This window comes from Methyloversatilis sp. S146-33, assembly GCF_059552495.1.
In genome coordinates, this window is record NZ_JCANOT010000032.1 from 111026 (window position 1) to 128164 (window position 17139).

18 protein-coding genes are annotated in these 17139 nt (G+C 67.9%); 12 read left to right on the forward strand and 6 right to left on the reverse strand.

Annotation, left to right across the window (positions count from 1 at the left end):
• Nucleotides 1-7: 7 nt before the first annotated feature.
• From AC51BJ_RS13490 to ybiB, 3 genes are all read left to right on the forward strand, one after another.
• On the forward strand, nucleotides 8-1681 hold the full coding sequence (locus AC51BJ_RS13490; RefSeq protein ID WP_496280561.1) for a bifunctional protein-serine/threonine kinase/phosphatase: 1674 nt from the start codon (nucleotides 8-10) through the stop codon (nucleotides 1679-1681).
• Between the two features lie 157 nt (nucleotides 1682-1838).
• Nucleotides 1839-4568 carry a nitrate reductase gene (locus AC51BJ_RS13495; protein ID WP_496280562.1) on the forward strand — a complete coding sequence of 910 codons (2730 nt, stop codon included), beginning with the start codon at nucleotides 1839-1841 and terminating at the stop codon, nucleotides 4566-4568.
• Nucleotides 4569-4601: 33 nt separating this feature from the next.
• Complete coding sequence (gene ybiB / locus AC51BJ_RS13500) at nucleotides 4602-5591, forward strand: DNA-binding protein YbiB (RefSeq protein ID WP_020164446.1); 990 nt, start codon at nucleotides 4602-4604, stop codon at nucleotides 5589-5591.
• 44 nt (nucleotides 5592-5635) lie between these two features.
• Here ybiB and AC51BJ_RS13505 read toward each other — a convergent pair whose 3' ends face one another.
• The 4 genes from AC51BJ_RS13505 to AC51BJ_RS13520 all read right to left on the reverse strand — a co-directional run bounded on the left by AC51BJ_RS13505 (nucleotide 5636) and on the right by AC51BJ_RS13520 (nucleotide 8411).
• Nucleotides 5636-6490: a dienelactone hydrolase family protein gene (locus AC51BJ_RS13505; RefSeq protein ID WP_496280563.1), complete on the reverse strand. Its 855-nt coding sequence runs from the start codon at nucleotides 6488-6490 to the stop codon at nucleotides 5636-5638.
• Between the two features lie 46 nt (nucleotides 6491-6536).
• Nucleotides 6537-7124 carry a hypothetical protein gene (locus AC51BJ_RS13510; protein WP_430433809.1) on the reverse strand — a complete coding sequence of 196 codons (588 nt, stop codon included), beginning with the start codon at nucleotides 7122-7124 and terminating at the stop codon, nucleotides 6537-6539.
• Between the two features lie 31 nt (nucleotides 7125-7155).
• Nucleotides 7156-7929, reverse strand: coding sequence for a peroxide stress protein YaaA (gene yaaA / locus AC51BJ_RS13515; protein WP_304001211.1), 774 nt, complete (start codon nucleotides 7927-7929; stop codon nucleotides 7156-7158).
• A 203-nt stretch (nucleotides 7930-8132) separates the two neighbouring features.
• Entirely contained in the window at nucleotides 8133-8411 is a 279-nt protein-coding gene (locus AC51BJ_RS13520; RefSeq protein ID WP_019918484.1) for an HU family DNA-binding protein, read from the reverse strand.
• Between the two features lie 220 nt (nucleotides 8412-8631).
• Between AC51BJ_RS13520 and AC51BJ_RS13525 the strand changes: the two genes are divergently transcribed.
• The 5 genes from AC51BJ_RS13525 (at nucleotide 8632) to AC51BJ_RS13545 (ending at nucleotide 11175) form a co-directional block, all read left to right on the forward strand.
• Nucleotides 8632-9240, forward strand: a complete 609-nt coding sequence (locus tag AC51BJ_RS13525; RefSeq protein WP_496280564.1) for a septation protein A — start codon at nucleotides 8632-8634, stop codon at nucleotides 9238-9240.
• 16 nt (nucleotides 9241-9256) lie between these two features.
• Complete coding sequence (locus tag AC51BJ_RS13530; protein WP_496280565.1) at nucleotides 9257-9559, forward strand: YciI family protein; 303 nt, start codon at nucleotides 9257-9259, stop codon at nucleotides 9557-9559.
• Nucleotides 9556-9840: a BolA family protein gene (locus AC51BJ_RS13535; RefSeq protein ID WP_019918487.1), complete on the forward strand. Its 285-nt coding sequence runs from the start codon at nucleotides 9556-9558 to the stop codon at nucleotides 9838-9840. Before AC51BJ_RS13530 ends, AC51BJ_RS13535 begins: the two co-directional genes overlap by 4 nt.
• 51 nt (nucleotides 9841-9891) lie before the next feature.
• Nucleotides 9892-10716, forward strand: coding sequence for a peptidylprolyl isomerase (locus tag AC51BJ_RS13540; protein ID WP_019918488.1), 825 nt, complete (start codon nucleotides 9892-9894; stop codon nucleotides 10714-10716).
• A gap of 96 nt (nucleotides 10717-10812) precedes the next feature.
• Nucleotides 10813-11175, forward strand: a complete 363-nt coding sequence (locus AC51BJ_RS13545) for a hypothetical protein (RefSeq protein WP_430433805.1) — start codon at nucleotides 10813-10815, stop codon at nucleotides 11173-11175.
• Nucleotides 11176-11199: 24 nt separating this feature from the next.
• Here the strand turns inward: AC51BJ_RS13545 and AC51BJ_RS13550 are convergent, their stop codons facing one another.
• Together AC51BJ_RS13550 and AC51BJ_RS13555 are read right to left on the reverse strand one after the other, a co-directional pair.
• Nucleotides 11200-11769, reverse strand: a complete 570-nt coding sequence (locus AC51BJ_RS13550; RefSeq protein WP_496280566.1) for a flavodoxin family protein — start codon at nucleotides 11767-11769, stop codon at nucleotides 11200-11202.
• Nucleotides 11766-12497 (reverse strand): pirin family protein, encoded by a 732-nt coding sequence (locus tag AC51BJ_RS13555; RefSeq protein ID WP_496280567.1) that lies wholly within the window; start codon nucleotides 12495-12497, stop codon nucleotides 11766-11768. The genes AC51BJ_RS13550 and AC51BJ_RS13555 overlap by 4 nt, the downstream gene beginning before the upstream one ends.
• Before the next feature lie 94 nt (nucleotides 12498-12591).
• Between AC51BJ_RS13555 and AC51BJ_RS13560 the strand changes: the two genes are divergently transcribed.
• From AC51BJ_RS13560 to AC51BJ_RS13575, 4 genes are read left to right on the forward strand one after another with little or no spacing between them, the layout of a single operon-like run.
• Nucleotides 12592-13563: a LysR family transcriptional regulator gene (locus tag AC51BJ_RS13560; RefSeq protein ID WP_496280568.1), complete on the forward strand. Its 972-nt coding sequence runs from the start codon at nucleotides 12592-12594 to the stop codon at nucleotides 13561-13563.
• Nucleotides 13560-14516, forward strand: coding sequence for a CobW family GTP-binding protein (locus tag AC51BJ_RS13565; protein ID WP_496280569.1), 957 nt, complete (start codon nucleotides 13560-13562; stop codon nucleotides 14514-14516). The genes AC51BJ_RS13560 and AC51BJ_RS13565 overlap by 4 nt, the downstream gene beginning before the upstream one ends.
• Nucleotides 14517-14572: 56 nt before the next feature.
• A complete protein-coding gene (locus AC51BJ_RS13570) occupies nucleotides 14573-16165 on the forward strand; it encodes a protein adenylyltransferase SelO (protein ID WP_496280570.1) in 1593 nt (530 codons plus the stop codon).
• Complete coding sequence (locus AC51BJ_RS13575; protein ID WP_496280571.1) at nucleotides 16162-17133, forward strand: M14 family metallopeptidase; 972 nt, start codon at nucleotides 16162-16164, stop codon at nucleotides 17131-17133. The genes AC51BJ_RS13570 and AC51BJ_RS13575 overlap by 4 nt, the downstream gene beginning before the upstream one ends.
• Nucleotides 17134-17139: the final 6 nt, after the last annotated feature.

A 17139-nucleotide genomic window follows, 5' to 3' on the forward strand; every position in this document is an offset into this window, starting at 1 on the left:
CAGCCTCATGACGCTCGCAGTGTCCATCGGTCAGTGCTCGATCACCGGTCCGCGACCACGCAACGAGGACTTCGTCGGCGCGGTCACGCCGGTTGGCGAGACGCTGGACGCCAAGGGCGTGCTGCTGGCGGTGGCCGACGGTGTCGGCGGCCACGCCAAAGGACGCGAAGCGGCCGAGTTCACGGTGCGCGGGCTGCTCAACGACTATTACGCGACGCCCGACACCTGGCGCATCGCGCAGGCGATCGATCAGGTGCTGGGCGCGCTGAACCGCTGGCTGGTCGCGCATGCCGCGCGCACCCGCGAATCCGCCGGCATGGCCACCACGCTGTCAGCGCTGGTGCTGCGCGGCACCCGCTGGCACCTGGCCCACGTCGGCGATTCGCGCATCTACCTGTATCGCGACGGCAGTCTCACGCAGCTGACCGAAGACCACACCTGGGCCCACCCGGAACTGTCCAACGTGCTGCACCGCGCGGTCGGCCTCGATGCGCGCCTGGCGGTCGACCACGCCGACGGCGAGCTGGAAATCGGCGACACCTTCGTGCTGATGAGCGACGGTGTGTGGAACACGCTGCGCGACGACAGCATCGCCGCCGTGCTGGCGCGTGGCGGCGACGCCGAGTCGCTGGCGTCGACGCTGGTGCTGCAGGCCGAAGCGCGCGGCGCCAACGACAACTGCACCGCACTGGTCGCCCGCGTCGACGCGCTGCCGCAGGCCGCACTGCGCGACCGTCTCGCCGAGGCGGCCGGCCTGTCGCTGCCGCACCGGCTGACAATCGGCGAGGAACTGGACGGCCTGCGCGTCGAGGCGGTGCTGCACGAGTCGCGCGTCACCCTGCTCTACCGCGTCACCGATCTGGCCAGTGGCGAGGCGCGCGTGCTGAAAACGCTGCGCGAGGACGCCGACCCGGACGCCGTCGCTGCACTGGTGCACGAAGAATGGCTGGCACGTCGCGTGGTGTCGCCGCAGTTCCCGCAGGTGATCGGCCACCCGCGCAGCCGCCTCTATTACCTGATGAGCTGGCACGAAGGCGCCAGCCTGCGCGCGCGCCTCGATGCCGGCCATCACTTCAGTACCGAACAGGTGGTCAAGCTGGGCTGCAGCGTGCTGCGCGCGCTCGGCACGCTGCACCGTCTGGGCATCGTCCATCGCGACATCAAGCCGGACAACCTGCACCTCGACAGCCAGGGCATGCTGCGCGTACTCGATCTGGGCGTCGCCGCGTCCGACGGCGAGGACTTCAAGGAGATCAACAACCCGGGCACGCCCAGCTATATGGCCCCGGAGCTTTTCTCTGGCCAGACCGCCAGCGAATCGAGCGATCTGTTCGCGCTCGGCGTCACCCTCTACCAACTGCTGACCCGCCACTACCCGTGGGGCGAGATCGAGCCCTTCCAGCGTCCGCGCTTCGGCGAACCGGTGCCGCCCACACGCTATCGCCCCGACGTACCCGAGTGGCTCGAAGCGGTGCTGCTGAAAGCCATCGGCCGCAGCCCCGACGCGCGCTTCGAAACCGCCGAGGAGTTCCTGCTCGCACTCGAACGCGGCGCCCACCGCCCGCTCGCGCTGCCGCGCCGCGCACCGCTGGTCGAGCGCATGTCGGTGCGCCTGCTGCGCGTGCTGCTGGTGGTGTCGCTGCTGTTCAACATCCTGCTGCTGTGCGCGCTGCTGCGCTGAGGATGCCCCGCCCCGACAGCGCACCAGTCGCATGCATTCACAGGTCATTGCGCCCCGGCGCGGAGCGCCGACAGCCCGAACCGCACCGGTTCGCACGCGAATCGCCCCTCAGTGACGTGGCATACCCCTTGCTAAAAGTCTCGCGGAGACACACAACATGACCCAGAGCCAACACGAAACCCGCTCGACCTGCTGCTACTGCGGTGTCGGGTGCGGCGTGATCATCGAACACGACGGCAGCCGCATCACCGGCGTAAAGGGCGACCCCGACCACCCGGCCAACTTCGGCCGTCTGTGCACCAAGGGTTCGACCCTGCACCTGAGCGCCCGCCCGGACACGCGCGCGCTCCACCCCGAGCTGCGCACCGCGCGCGACCTGCCGCGCAGCCGCACGAGCTGGGACGCCGCGCTGGCGCACGCCGCCGACCGCTTCGCCGCCATCATCGACGAGCACGGTCCGGACGCGGTCGCCTTCTACATTTCCGGACAGCTGCTGACCGAGGACTACTACGTCTTCAACAAGCTTGCCAAAGGGCTGATCGGCACCAATAACGTAGACACCAATTCGCGACTCTGCATGAGTTCGGCGGTGTCCGCCTACAAACAGACGCTCGGGGCCGACGCCCCGCCTTGCAGCTACGAAGACATCGACCACACCGACTGCCTGCTGATCGCCGGCGGCAACCCGGCCTACGCTCACCCTATCGTCTATCGCCGCATCGAAGACGCGCGCCGTGCCAATCCGGCGATGAAGATGATCGTCGTCGACCCGCGCCGTACCGATACCGCCTCCGACGCCGACCTGCACCTGCCGCTGCTGCCGGGCACCGACATCTGGCTGTACAACGCGATGCTGCACGTGCTGCTGTGGGAAGGTCACGCCGACGACACGTTCATCGCCGCGCACACCGAAGGCTTCGCCGAGTTGCGCAAGCACGTGCGCGACATCACACCGGCGGTCGCGGCCGAGGTGTGCGGCCTGCGCGCCGAGGACATCGTCACCGCCGCCAAGTGGTTCGGCGAATCGAAGGCTGCAATGTCGATGTGGTGTCAGGGCCTGAACCAGTCGCATCACGGCACGCACAACGGCACGGCGCTGATCGCGCTGCATCTGGCAACCGGTCAGATCGGTCGCCCCGGCGCCGGCCCCTTCTCGCTGACCGGCCAGCCCAATGCGATGGGTGGTCGCGAAGTGGGCGGCATGGCCAACCTGCTGTCCGCCCACCGCGACATGGCGAATGCCGAACACCGCGCCGAAGTGGCCGCGCTGTGGGGCCTGCCGGACGTGCCGTCGCAACCCGGGCTGACCGCGGTCGAGCTGTTCGATGCGGTGCGCGACGGCAAGGTGAAGGCGGTGTGGATCGCCTGTACCAACCCGGCGCACTCGATGCCGGATCAGACGCGCATCATCGAAGCGCTGAAAGCGGCTGAATTCGTCGTCGTGCAGGACGCCTACCGCGGCACCGAAAGCGCCGCCTTCGCCGACCTGCTGCTACCCGCCACCACCTGGGGCGAGAAAGAAGGCACGGTCACCAATTCCGAGCGGCGCATCACGCACGTCCATGCGGCGCTGCCTGCCGCCGGCGAGGCACGCGCCGACTGGGTGATCGCGCGCGACTTCGCACGCGCGCTCGGCGCCCGCCTGGGCCGCGACGCAGACGCGCTCTTCCCCTACGAAACAGCCGAGCAGGTCTTTGCCGAACACGTCGAGAGCACGCGCGGTCGCGACCTCGACATCACGGGCCTGTCCTATGCGGTGCTCGACCGCCTCGGTCCGCAGCAATGGCCCTTCCCGGCCGGCGCCGAAGGCGGTACCGCCACCCTTTACACCGATCGCCGCTTCGCCACCGCAAACGGTCGCGCCCGCTTCGTCGTGCCATCGGCCGCGACCACCGCCGAGAAGATCGACGCCCGCTACCCGCTGCACCTGAATACCGGCCGTCTGCGCGATCAGTGGCACTGCATGAGCCGCACCGGCCAGGTGGCGCGCCTGTACAGCCACGTCGACGAACCGCGAGTCGAGGTGCATGCCGACGACCTGGCCCGACGAGGACTGAAGGACGGCGATCTGGTGCGCATCAAGAGCCGCCGAGGCGAAATCGTGCTGCGTGCATACGCGAGCAACGCCCAGCGCCCGGGCAGCACCTTCGTCGCCATGCACTGGGGTCGCAACGCGCTGTCGAACAGCGGTGCCAATGCGCTCACCGCCGGTCGCGTCGACCCGTACTCGAAACAGCCGGAACTGAAGCACGCCGCGGTGCAGATGAGCCGCGCCGACCTGCCCTTCCAGGCGCTGCTCCTGCGTACCGAGGTCAGCGACGACGCGGCACAGCAGCTCACGCTGACGCGGATGGAAGCGCTCGCCCCACTGCTCGCCCGCTTCGCCTACGCCTCACTGTCGATGGCCGGGCGCGACCGCCCGGCGCTGGTGCTGCGCATCGCGCACGACCAACCGATTCCCGAAGACTGGCTGGCCGAACTCGACCGCCTGTGCGGCCTCGACCACCCGGCCTGTCTGGCCTACCGCGACGCGCGGCGCGACATCACCAAACGTGCGCTGATCGAGGACGGCCTGCTGACCGGCATCCGCCTGACCGGCGAAACCGCGGCCTCCGCCTGGCTGCGCGAGGTGATGGTCGAGCGCCAGCCGACGGCGGAACTGCGGCGCTGGCTGTTCGCACCGCTGGCGACGCCACCGGTCGCGGCAAAGAGCCGCGGCCGCATCGTCTGCAACTGCCTCGATGTTGCGGAACCCGACATCGTCGAAGCGATCGCAGGCGGAGCGGACCTCGACACCCTGCAGGCGACGCTGCGTTGCGGCACCTCCTGCGGCTCCTGCGTACCCGAACTGAAACGCATGCTCGACGCCCGACGGCAGGCGGCATGACAAGAAACTGAACTGGATGGAGCGCCGTACGCGATGCTGAGCCCACAGAGCCTGACTGAAATGCTGTCCGCGATCGGACGCGGCGACGACGCGCGTGACCTCGCCGAGACCGAGGCGCACGGCCTGTTCGCCGACATGCTGGATGGCCGCATACCGGCGCTCGAACTGGGTGCGGTGCTGGCCAGTCTGCGCTGGAAGCACGAGTCGGCGGACGAGCTCGCCGGCTTTGCACGCGCACTGAACGAGCGCGTTCCGACGCTGGAGCTGCCGCCGCATCTGCCGCGCATGGTGGTCATTCCGAGCTACGCCCGGGCCGGCCGCGCGCCCAACCTGATGCCGCTGCTGGCGCTGATGCTGGCGCGGCTGGACGTGCCGGTGCTGGTGCATGGTCTGAGCGGCGGCAATGCGCGGCCCGGCAGTCTCGACGTTCTGGAGCGACTGGGCCATCTGCCGTGCAGCACAGTGGCCGAAGCGCTGAACACGCTGCACGCCGGGCACTGCGCCATCCTGCCAACCGAAGTGTTGAACCCGTCGCTGGACAGCCTGATCCGGCTGCGCGAGCGGATGGGCCACCGCAATACCGCGCACGTCGTCGCCAAGCTGCTCGATCCGGCGCCGCTGCACAGCCTGCGCGTCATCTGCGTTGCCGACGCGCAGCTGCTGTCACGGCTGCACGACATGTTCCTGCGCACGCCGGAGCGCGCGCTGCTGATGCGCGCGCCCGACGACGACTCGTTCGCCGACCCGCTGCGCCGGCCGCGCATCGAACTGTTCGAGCGCGGCAGCGCGCGCATGCTGTTCGAGGCGGAAAGCGGCGCACTGCCGCTGACCAATCCACTGCCGCCGGGCGAGGATATCGACGGCACCGCCGACTGCATACGGGACATGCTCGAAGGTCATCGCGCAATTCCGCAGCCGCTGCTGAACCAGCTTGCCGCCTGCCTGTTCGGCAGCGGCGCGGCACGCGACCTCACGCACGCCAAGGCCACCGTGTCGCTCGGCCTCGCACACACCGCGCACTGAGGCCTGCACGAACGGACGCAGACGCCCTGCGCGGGCGCGTGCGCTTACGGGCCGTTGGCCGCCATCCAGGCGAGACAGCGCTTCCAGGCATCTGCCGCGTCGCCGGCCCGGTAGCTCGGGCGGTAGTCGGCGTGGAAGGCGTGCGGTGCGTCCGGGTAGAGCACGATGTCCGACTTGCGCGCCGCGGCAGACGTCGACTTCTTCAGCGCCGCGCGCATGGCGTCGACATCGCTGTTCGGAATGCCCTGGTCCTGACCACCGTAGAGCCCGAGCACCGGCGCGTGAATGCTGTCGACCACGTCGAGCGGATGCAGCGGTGTCAGTTCGCTCGGCACGCCATCGAGGCGTCCGTACCAGGCGACGCCGGAACGCAGCGCCGGCTGATGCGACGCGTAGAGCCAGGTGACGCGCCCGCCCCAGCAGAAGCCGGTCGCGTGCAGGCGCTTCACGTCGCCGCCCTGCTCGCGGGCCCACTCGACGCAGGCATCCATGTCGGCCATCACCTGAGCGTCAGCCACCTTCGACACGACGCGCTCGATGATTTCCTGCACGCTGCCGATCGCCGCCGGATCGCCGTGACGGAAGAACATTTCGGGCGCGACGGCCAGATAGCCTTCGTGTGCGAAGCGACGGCAGACGTCGCGGATATGCTCATGCACACCGAAGATTTCCGACACCACCAGCACCACTGGCGGCTTGCCCGGCTTGTCCGGCCGCGCGCTGAACAGTGGCAGCGCGCGGCCGTCGCTGGCGCGTGTCGACGACATGCCGGTCACCAGACCGCTGTCCGGCGTCGTGATCACCTGCTGCGCGATGACCGGTTGCACCGCGATGGCAAAGCCGGCTGCGCCGGCTCCAAGCAGGAAATCACGCCGGTGGGGATTGTCGGGCTGGGTCACGTCGGCACTCCTCTTGCGGTTCGGAAAGGGTTCAGCTTTCGAGGGTTCAGCGTTCGATGAAGCGCGGTTCAGGCGCCGGCGCCTCGTGTGCGTAGGCGTCGAGCTGGCGCGCCAGTTCGACGCGTCCGGCGGCGGCCGCCTGCGGCACGTAATTGCGGAACAGCTCCGCCACGGCGGCGCGCTCCCCACCCTGGAACTTATCGGCCATCGGCATCAGCCGCTCGATCGCCTGCAGCCCCTCCGGCCACTTGCCCTGCGCCGCCAGCGCGATCGACAGCTCGGCCAGGCGGCGCGCCAGCGGCAGATCAGGTGTGCTGCCTGCGCGCTGTTCTTCGAGTGCCAGCGTCTCGCGCAGCAGTTCCTCGGCGCCTTCCCAGTTGCCCAGCATGCGCTTGAGCTGCGCGTAGTTATATATGCGCTGCGAGCGCGCCTCGGCCGGCACGTTCTTGAAATCCGGATGGACCAGCGCCTTGTAGCACAGCTCGTCGGCCAGGCCGATGTTGTTGTCGGCCCGGGCGGCCAGGCATTCGCGGAACAGTCGGTCCGACGCGTTCTCCTGTGCCTGCGCGCCTCCAGCACAGGCCAGTGCGACGGCCAGCGCAAGCGCGCCACGGACGATGCGGAACTGCTTCATGGCTTGCTTCTCCTCGGTGTAGTTATGTGTCTCAGTCGAGACGTCTTCTGAATATCCACTCGGTGGCCGTCGAAGCCGCGGCGTCGAGCGCATAGCCCTCGACCGCGAAATCGCGCAGCGCGTCGGCATCGTCGATCCGCTTCTCCGCCGCATAGCGTGCCATCAAGCCGCGTGCGCGTTTGGCGAAGAAACTGATCACCTTGTAGTTGCCGCCCTTCCAGTCCTGGAACACGGGCTGGATCACCTGCGCCTTCAGTACCTTGCGTCGCACGGACTTGAAGTACTCATCGCTGGCGAGGTTGACCAGCACCGGGTGCGCATCGTTCTCGAACAGTGCATTGAGCGCCTGCGCGGGCAGATCGCCCCAGAACGCATACAGATCCTTGCCGCGCGCGTTCGGCAGCCGGGTGCCCATTTCGAGCCGGTAAGGCAGCATCAGGTCGAGCGGTCGCAGCACGCCGTACAGGCCGGACAGGATGCGCACGTGCTGCTGCAGCCAGTCCAGCGCAGCGGGCGGCAGAGTCGGTGCATCGAGGCCCTCGTAGACATCGCCGTTAAAGGCGAGCACCGCCTGACGTCCCTGCGGCGCCGTGTAGTCGCGCGTCCAGTCGGCGTAGCGGGCGACATTGAGCGCCGCCAGCGGGTCGGAGATCGACATCAGCGACGCGATGTCCGCCGGGCTCTTGCGGCGCAGGATGTCTATCAGTTCGGCGGAGTGGTCGAGGAAATCCGGGCGGGTGGACTTTTTCGTGGCGAGCGGCGATTCGTAGTCGAGTGACTTGGCGGGCGACAGGACGATGATCATGGGGCTGGCTTGGCGAGCGATGAGACGTGGTGCGCGGATGGTAACGTGAGCCGACGGCGCTGCGCAGCAGCTTGCGGACGCACAAAAAGAAAACGGGAGTGTCGTCACTCGACACTCCCGCTTTCCCTGGCCGCGCCGGCGCATGCACCACCGTCACGCCATCCGCAGGCCCGCTACGCAGGCCTGCGAAACGAATCCGTTGCTTACTTCTTGTTGATCGACTTCTTCAGCGCTGCGCCTGCAGTGAACTTGGCAGTCTTGGCGGCCGGGATCTTGATCGTTGCGCCGGTGCGCGGATTGCGGCCGGTACGGGCAGCGCGCTTGCCGGTGGCGAAGGTACCGAAGCCCACGAGCGTGACCTTGCCGCCCTTCTTCAGTTCGGTGGTGACGGACTCGAGGAAACCATCGAGCATGCGGCCGGCGGCGGCCTTGGAAACATCGGCTTTCTTGGCGAGTGCTTCGATCAGTTCTGCTTTGTTCATCTAAGTCTCCTACTTGGTTGTACGCAAGGGCGCGCGGGAAAACCTGACGGGATGATAGTGAGGCCGGGCGCGCTTCACAAGCGGGTATGCGGACTTTCTTCATGAATTCTCGCGCCCTCCCGCAACATTTTCATCGCCAAGCCAGTTCCATGCCGGATTTCGGTGTTACCGGATGTGTGTGTTGGACACTGTTGCGAACGACCGGGCATAATCCGCGACCATGAAATTCCTGTTCGACCTGCTGCCGGTCCTGCTTTTCTTCGCAGCCTACAAATTCGCCGGCGCGTCGCCCGAAGCCTCGCATGCGCTGGCGACCCAGCTGCTGGGTCAAGGCATCGTCGCCAGCCAGGCGCCCATATTGATTGCCACAGGCGTGGCCATCGTCGCCACCATAGGCCAGGTGCTGTGGCTGATGGCGCGCCGCCGCAAGGTTGACACCATGCTGTGGGTGAGTCTGGCCATCATCGTCGTGTTCGGCGGCGCCACCCTGTTCTTCCACGACGCGACCTTCATCAAGTGGAAGCCCACCGTGCTCTACTGGCTGTTCGCGCTGACGCTGACGGTGTCTGTTCTCTTCCTCAAGCGCAACCTGATCCGCACGCTGATGCAGGAACAGGTCGAACTGCCCGAACCCGTGTGGTCGCGGCTCAACGCGTCGTGGATCGCCTTCTTCACCGTGATGGGTGTGCTCAACCTCTACGTGGCCTACAGCTACAGCGAGGAAGCCTGGGTGAACTTCAAGCTTTACGGCGGCATGGGACTGATGTTCCTGTTCGTGCTGGCCCAGGGTTTCATGCTGTCGCGTCACATCGAAGAAAAGAATTCCTGATCCAATAGAGGACTGCATGTACTACGCATTGATGGGCGAAGACGTCCCCAACAGTCTTGAGAAGCGGATGGCGGCACGTCCTGGACACCTGGCCCGACTGCAGGCCCTGCAGGACGAAGGCCGGCTGCTGATCGCCGGTCCGCTGCCCGCCGTCGACGCGGTCGATCCGGGTGCTGCCGGCTACACCGGCAGCCTCATCGTCGCCGAATTCGAATCGCTGGAAGCGGCCCAGGAGTGGGCGGACGAAGACCCCTACACGATCGAGGGCGTGTTCGCCCGGATGACCGTCAAGCCGTTCCGCAAGGTGTTCCCGTCGTGACCGACGCCGCCGCGCTCGAAGCGACGATACGCGAACGTCTCGCAACGCTCGCGCCATCGACGCTCGAACTGGTCGACGAGTCGCACCTGCACGCCGGCCATGCCGGCGCGCGTTCGGGCGGCCGGCACTATCGTCTTTCCATCGTGTCCGAGCAGTTCGACGGTCGGCGCACGATGGAACGTCACCGCATCATCTACGCTGCACTGGGCGACCTGATGCAGCGCGACATCCACGCCCTGTCCATCGTCGCACGCGCACCTGGCGACAACGCCGCGCCGTGACGGACAGGCACAACGCAATCCGCAACCGGATTCCACCCGAAAGGTAAATCGATGAAACACACGCTTTCCGTCCTGACCCTCGCCGTGATGACCGCATTCGCCGCACCCGCCATGGCGCAGAAGGCCAAGGAGAAGGCTGCAGCGCCCGCCGCCGCGCCGGCCGAAGGCGTGCTCGCCACGGTCAATGGCAAGGCGATCCCGCAGGGTCGCGCCGACATCATGATCCGCAACCAGGTGGCCCAGGGCCAGCAGGACGGCGACCAGCTGCGCAGCGCCGTGCGCGAGGAACTGATCCGCCGCGAGGTGCTGACCCAGGCCGCTGCCGCCAAGGGCATGGACAAGAACGCCGCGCTGATGCACCAGGCCGAACTGGCCAAGCAGGCGGTGCTGATCCAGGCCTATCTGCAGGATTACATGCGCACTCACCCGGTGTCCGAGGACACGATCAAGGCCGAGTACGAGAAGATCAAGGCCGGTCTGGGCAACAAGGAATACAAGGCACGCCACATCCTGGTGAAGACCGAGGACAAGGCGAAGGAGATCATCGGCAAGCTGCAGGCTGGCGAGAAGTTCGAGGATCTGGCCAAGGATTCGGAAGACCCAGGCTCCAAGGACCGCGGCGGCGACCTCGGCTGGAGCGCGCCGGCGCAGTATGTGAAACCCTTCTCGGAAGCGCTGGTCAAGCTCGAGAAAGGCAAGTTCACGCCGCAACCGGTACGCAGCGACTTCGGCTACCACATCATCAAGCTGGAAGACGTGCGCGACCTGAAGCTGCCGTCCTATGATGAAGCTAAGCCGCAGATCGCCCAGCGCCTGGAGCAGCAGACCATCGCTGCCCACGTGAACGAACTGCGTCAGAAGGCCGCAATCAAGTAATCACCCGGCGCCGCCCGCCCACCGGCGCGTCGCCTCAACCCCGCGTCCATCCGGCCGTAAAACCGGTCGGATGGACCGAGGACGGAAGGACGCGAGATGGGACAGCACGCACCCGAGCAGGGCCTGGAGCCGGCGCACGAGCCGGAGTCGATGCTGCGCCTGTGGTGGCGCTTCATCTGGCCCTTCCTCTACTTCCGCGACTGTACGCGCGGCTCCTCGATGGAGCGCGTGCAGAGCTACCGTCACAACCGCTCGATGCGGCGCCACCTGCCCGGCTTCATCGTCAAGTGGCTGCTGTTCACGGCCTTCTGGTTCGCCTTCGGCATGATGTTCGACGAGTTCGCCGGCCTGGTGATTCCAGCCGCCTGCTGCTTCGTCACCGGCACCTGGACCGGCATCGTCGCCATCGTTCTTGCCGTGGCGTGGACCTGGCTGGAACGTTTCCCCGAGCTGTACTGATCGCCGGGGAAACGCTCCGTCCGCTCAACGTGCCGCCAGTCGCGCCGCCTGCTGCGCGATGCGTGCGCCGAACAGGCGCGCCGTCTTCAGATCGCCTTCGACCATTTCATCGACCGACGCATCCGACGGCGTAGCGGCCATCGCGCCAGCGAAGGACGCCACGTAGTTGATGTCCTCACGCGTCGCCGCCTTGCTGTTGCTCGGCATCAGGCCGGTACCGACCCACAGCATGCTGTGCTGCATCGCCAGCGTCATGAAGTAGTGCAGCGTCGAGTGCTTGTCGCCGTTCATCGAGGCCGAGTTGGTGAAGCCGGCAGCCAGCTTGTCCTTCCACTGCTGCGTGAACCACGGCTTCGAGCTCGCGTCGGCGAATTTCTTGAACTGCCACGACACGGTGCCCATATAGGTCGGGCTGCCGAACACGATGGCGTCCGCAGCCAGCAGCGTCGCCCAGGCCGACTCCGGCACATTGCCTTCGGCGTCAATTTCGATCTGCTGCACCTGCGCACTTTCGGCCGCGCCGTCGGCGACCGCTTGCGCCATGCGGCGGGTGTGGCCGTAGCCGCTGTGATAAACGATGGCAACCTGCGTCATGCTGTTCTCCCTTCAGTAGTGGAATGACTGCCCAGATCGAACAGCAGCGCGTGTGCGCCACGCCCCTGTTCGAGTACAACTTCGTCTTCATGCTCGATGCGCAGCGCATCGCCGCTTTCGAGGCGCTGGCCGTTCACCGTCAGTTCGCCGTCGATCAGGTGCACATAGGCCTTGCGGCCGGCACCGAGGCGGTGCGCGAGCGCGGCGTGCCCGCTGTCGAGGCGGCTCGCGTACAGCGCGACGTCGGCGTGGATGGTGAGCGCGCCGTCGCGCCCTTCCGCATTCACCAGCGGCAGCAGACGGCCCTGCCGCGCGCTGTCGGCAAAGTGCTGCTGCGCGTAGCCCGGTGCGATGCCGCGCGAGCGCGGCAGCAGCCAGATCTGCAGCATGCGCACCGGCGTCGTCGCCGCGTGGTTGAATTCGCTGTGCTTGACGCCGCTGCCTGCGCTCATGCGCTGCACGTCGCCAGCGCGCAGTACGCCGGTATTGCCGAGTGAATCGCGGTGCGTCAGTTCGCCCGCCAGCACCACGGTGACAATTTCCATGTCGCGGTGCGGATGGGTGCCGAAGCCGCCGGCCGGCTCTATCGTGTCTTCCATCAGCGCGCGCAGCGTGCCGAAACCCATGTGTGCCGGGTCGTAGTAGTCGGCGAAGGAAAAGCTGAAATGCGACTGGCCCCAGCCGTGGTCGTCAAAACCGCGTTCGGAAGATTTGCGCAGACTGATCATTGCCCATCTCCTTGATGTGTTGGTCGATGAGTCAATTGTGGCGACGCGGAGATCGACGTTGGCGGCACGTCGCTGATATCATCATTCAAATTATTTGAACGAGCACATCGCCCCCACCGTGTCCGAACGCGACCATCCGCTGACGCCCGAAGCGATCCGTCTGATCGCCACCGTCGACGAAGCCGGCAGCTTCGCCGCAGCGGCGCGCGTGCTCGGCAAGGTGCCATCGGCACTGAGCTACAGCGTGCGCCAGCTCGAAGACGCGCTCGACGTGCTGCTGTTCGACCGCGCCAGTCGCACTGCCGTGCTGACGCCGGCCGGCCGCGAACTGCTGGTCGAGGGCCGTCGTCTGCTGCTGGAGATGGACGCCGTCGCCAGCCGCGTCAAGCGCGTCGCCAGCGGCTGGGAGGGCCAGCTGGCAATCGCCGCCAACGCACTGCTGTGCCCGCACACGCTGCTCGATCTGGTCGACGTCTTCTACGCGCAGCGCGACACCGCGCGCCTGCCGCCGCCGACGCGCATCCGTCTGCGCCAGGAGGTGCTGTCCGGCACCTGGGAAGCGCTGCTGTCCGGTGCCGCCGACCTCGCCATCGGCGTCGACGCCGACGACACACGGGTCAGCGGCGTGCAGGTCGAGGCGCTCGGCGACATCCCCTTCGTGTTCGTCGTGGCGCCGCATCACCCGCTGGCGCGCGTCGCCGAACCGCTGGACCCAGCGATGATCCGCATGCACCGCGCGGTCGCCATCGCCGACAGCGCGATGAAGCTGTCGCCGGTGTCGCGCAATCTGCTGCCCGGGCAGGACGTACTCACGGTGCCGACGCTGGACATGAAGATCGCCGCGCAGCTGCGCGGCCTCGGCTGCGGCTTCCTGCCGGAGGCGCGCGTGCGCGCTCACATCGAGGCCGGACGGCTTGTGGCGAAAGCGACCGGCGAGGACAAGGTCGCCCGCTTCGCGATCGCCTGGCGCAGCGCCGGCCAGCGCGGCCGTGCACTCGACTGGTGGCTGCAGCAACTGGCCAGCCCGCGCACCCGCCAGGCCCTGCTCGAGGGCGTGCCGGCATGAGCGCGCAACGCCTGCCGGTGGTGCTGCTGACCGGCTTTCTCGGCGCCGGCAAGACCACGCTGCTGAACCGTCTGCTTGCCCGCGCCGACATGGCCGACACGCTGGTCATCGTGAACGAGTTCGGCGAGGCCTCGCTCGACCACCGGCTGGTCACGCACACCGCCGACCAGACCGTGGTCGAGCTGGCCAGCGGCTGCGTCTGCTGCACGCTGCGCGGCGACCTCGCGCAGACGCTGCGCGACGCGCACTGGCGCTTCGCCCGCGCCGGCCGTCGCCAGTTCGAGCGCATCGTGATCGAAACCACCGGCCTGGCCGACCCGGCGCCGGTGCTGCGCACGCTGGCCGCCGACACGCGCGTGGTCGAGCGCTACCGGCTGAGCTGCACGCTCACCGTGGTCGACGCCACGCACGCCGCGGCGACGCTCGCCATGCGGCCGGAAGCGGTGCGCCAGGTCGCCGCCGCCGACCGCCTGCTGATCAGCAAGACCGACCTCGCCGACACCGCCGCGGTCGCTGCGCTGCGGCAGACGCTGACCGCGCTGAACCCGTTCGCGCCACAGCTCGACCTGCAGAGCGCCAGCCTCGGGCCGGCGCTGTTCGACCCGCCCGCCGTCATGCGCTACCGCGCCGCGCCGCCGACCATCGCCGCGCCGCACGCGGTAAGGGCCGACAGCACCCTGATCGAGCAGCCGCTGCAGCGCGCGCGGATCGACGCCTGGCTCGCCGCCTGGCCGGACATCGCCGGCCCCGGCCTGCTGCGTATGAAGGCCCTGCTCGACGTCGCCGGCGAATCGCGGCCGCTGGTCGTGCAGGGCGTGCAGCACGCGCTCTACCCGCCGACGCTTCTGCCCGCCTGGCCCGACGCGGCCCGCGGCTCGACCGTCGTGTGCATCACCCAGGGGATCGACGAGTCGCGTCTGCAGGCCTGGCTGTCCGCGCTTCATCACGATTGAACCCGCGCGCCGTCGCTTCGCTCACAATGCAGTCTTCCGCACGTACCAACGCATTCATGTCAGCCGCACACAAACGACTCGACGAGATCGAGTTCGACAACCTGTTCGTCCGCAGCCTGCCGGCGGATCCATCGGACCTCATCCGCTCCCGCCAGGTGCGCAACGCGTCCTACACCTTCACGCCGCCGACGCCGGTGGCCGCACCCGCACTGCTGGCCTGGTCCGACGTGCTCGGCGCCCAGCTCGGCCTCGCCCGCCCGGCGCGGGTCGACGCCGCGGTCGAGGCGCTGGCGGGCAATCGCGTGCTGCCCGGCATGCAGCCCTACTCCGCGCGCTACGGCGGCCACCAGTTCGGCAACTGGGCCGGTCAGCTCGGCGACGGCCGCGCCATCACGCTGGGCGAAATGTTCGACATCAACGGTCAGCGGCAGGAACTGCAGCTGAAGGGCGCCGGCCCGACGCCCTATTCCCGTCGCGCCGATGGCCGCGCCGTGCTGCGTTCGTCGGTGCGCGAATTCCTGTGCAGCGAGGCGATGTTCCACCTCGGCATTCCGACCACGCGCGCGCTGAGCCTGGTCGCCACCGGCGACCAGGTGGTGCGCGACATGTTCTACGACGGTCGTCCGGAGTACGAACCGGGCGCCATCGTCTGCCGCGTCGCACCCAGCTTCGTGCGCTTCGGCCACTTCGAAATCCTGACCTCGGAGCAGGAACTGCCGCTGCTGCACCAGCTCGCCGATTGGGTGATGACGCATCACTACCCCGGCATCACCTCCTACGCCGAATGGTTCGCCGAAATCTGCCGTCGCACCGCGACGCTGATGGTGGACTGGATGCGCGTCGGCTTCGTGCATGGCGTCATGAACACCGACAACATGTCCATCCTCGGTCTGACCATCGATTACGGCCCCTACGGCTGGCTCGAAGGCGTCGACATGATGTGGACGCCGAACACCACCGACGCCCAGGGCCGCCGCTACTGCTACGGCCGCCAGCCGCAGATCGGCTACTGGAACCTCACCCGCCTGGCCGCCGCGCTGGCGCCGCTGATCGACGACCGCGACGCCATCGACGCCGCGCTCGAAGGCTACGAACAGACCTTCGCCGACGGCTGGACCGCGATGCTCGCCAACAAGCTCGGCCTGCCACTGCCGGCAGCCGGCGACGACGCCGACCAGGACATGCGCAGCCGCCTGTTCCAGTTGCTGCAGCACGAAGAGTGCGACTTCACGATCTTCTTCCGCCGCCTCGCCGACGTGCCGCTCGCCGCTGCCGCCGCGGGCGACGCGGCGGCGCTTGCACCGCTGCACGAAGCCTTCTACAGCGGCGAAGGACCGTCGCCCGAGCACGGCCGCGACCTGCTCGACTGGCTGCAGCAGTGGGCGCAGCGCGTGGTTGCCGGCGGCGAGCCGGATGCCGCGCGCATCGCCCGCATGAACGCCACCAATCCGAAGTACATCGTCCGCAACTGGCTCGCCCAGCGCGCGATCGACGATGCCACCGCCGGTGACACCGGCATGATCGAGCGTCTGCTGAAGATGATGCAGCGCCCCTACGACGAACAGCCGGAATTCGACGACCTCGCCGGCCGCCGCCCGGAATGGGCGCGCAACAAGCCCGGCTGTTCCGCACTGTCCTGCAGCTCATGAACCTGACCAGCCTGCGCACCCACTGCTACCACGGCCTCGAAGCCGGTCCGAAACTGATCGTGCTCGGCGCCGTGCACGGCAACGAAACCTGCGGCACCCAGGGCATCGCCCGCGTCCTCGGCGAACTCGACCGCGGCGAGCTGCGCATCCTGCGCGGCTCGGTCACCTTCGTGCCGGTCACCAACCCGCTCGCCTATCTGCGCGAGCAGCGCGCTGGCGATCGCAACCTGAACCGCAACCTCGGCCCGAAGGACGCACCACAGGACTACGAGGACCGCATCGCCAACGCACTGTGTCCGCTGCTGGCGGCGCACGAGGTGCTGCTCGACCTGCATTCTTTCCACACCGGCGGCGAGCCCTTCGCCATGCTCGGCCCGCAGAACAACAGCGGCCCGCTCGAACCCTTCGCCCACGCCGCGGCCGAAGAGGCGATGGCGCTGCGACTCGGTGCGCGTCGCCTGGTAGAAGGCTGGCTCGAAACCTATGCCGCCGGCGTGCGCACCCGGCTCGCGCGCACCGCGCCGACCGAGCGCGCGCAACTGCTCAGCACCGACCCCGACTACGGCGTCGGCACCACCGAATACATGCGCCGCCTGGGCGGCTACGCGATCACGCTCGAATGCGGCCAGCACGAAGACCCGGCCGCACCCGACTTCGCCTGGCGGGCGATCCGCAACACGCTGGCCCACCTCGGTCTGACCGACGAGACACCGCCGCCCGCGCGCTCCGACTGCGAACTGCTGAAGCTGGTCGAAGTGATCGACCGGCTGCACGCCGGCGACACCTTCGCCCGCCCCTGGGCCAGCTTCGACCCGGTGTCCGCCGGTGACCTGATCGGCACGCGCGAGGACGGCAGCGAAGTGCGCGCCCAGCGCGACGGCTTCATCGTGTTCCCGAATCCCGGCGCCACACCGGGCAATGAGTGGTTCTATTTCGCCCGGCGCAGCAACCGCGTCCTGCACGGCTGACGCCGA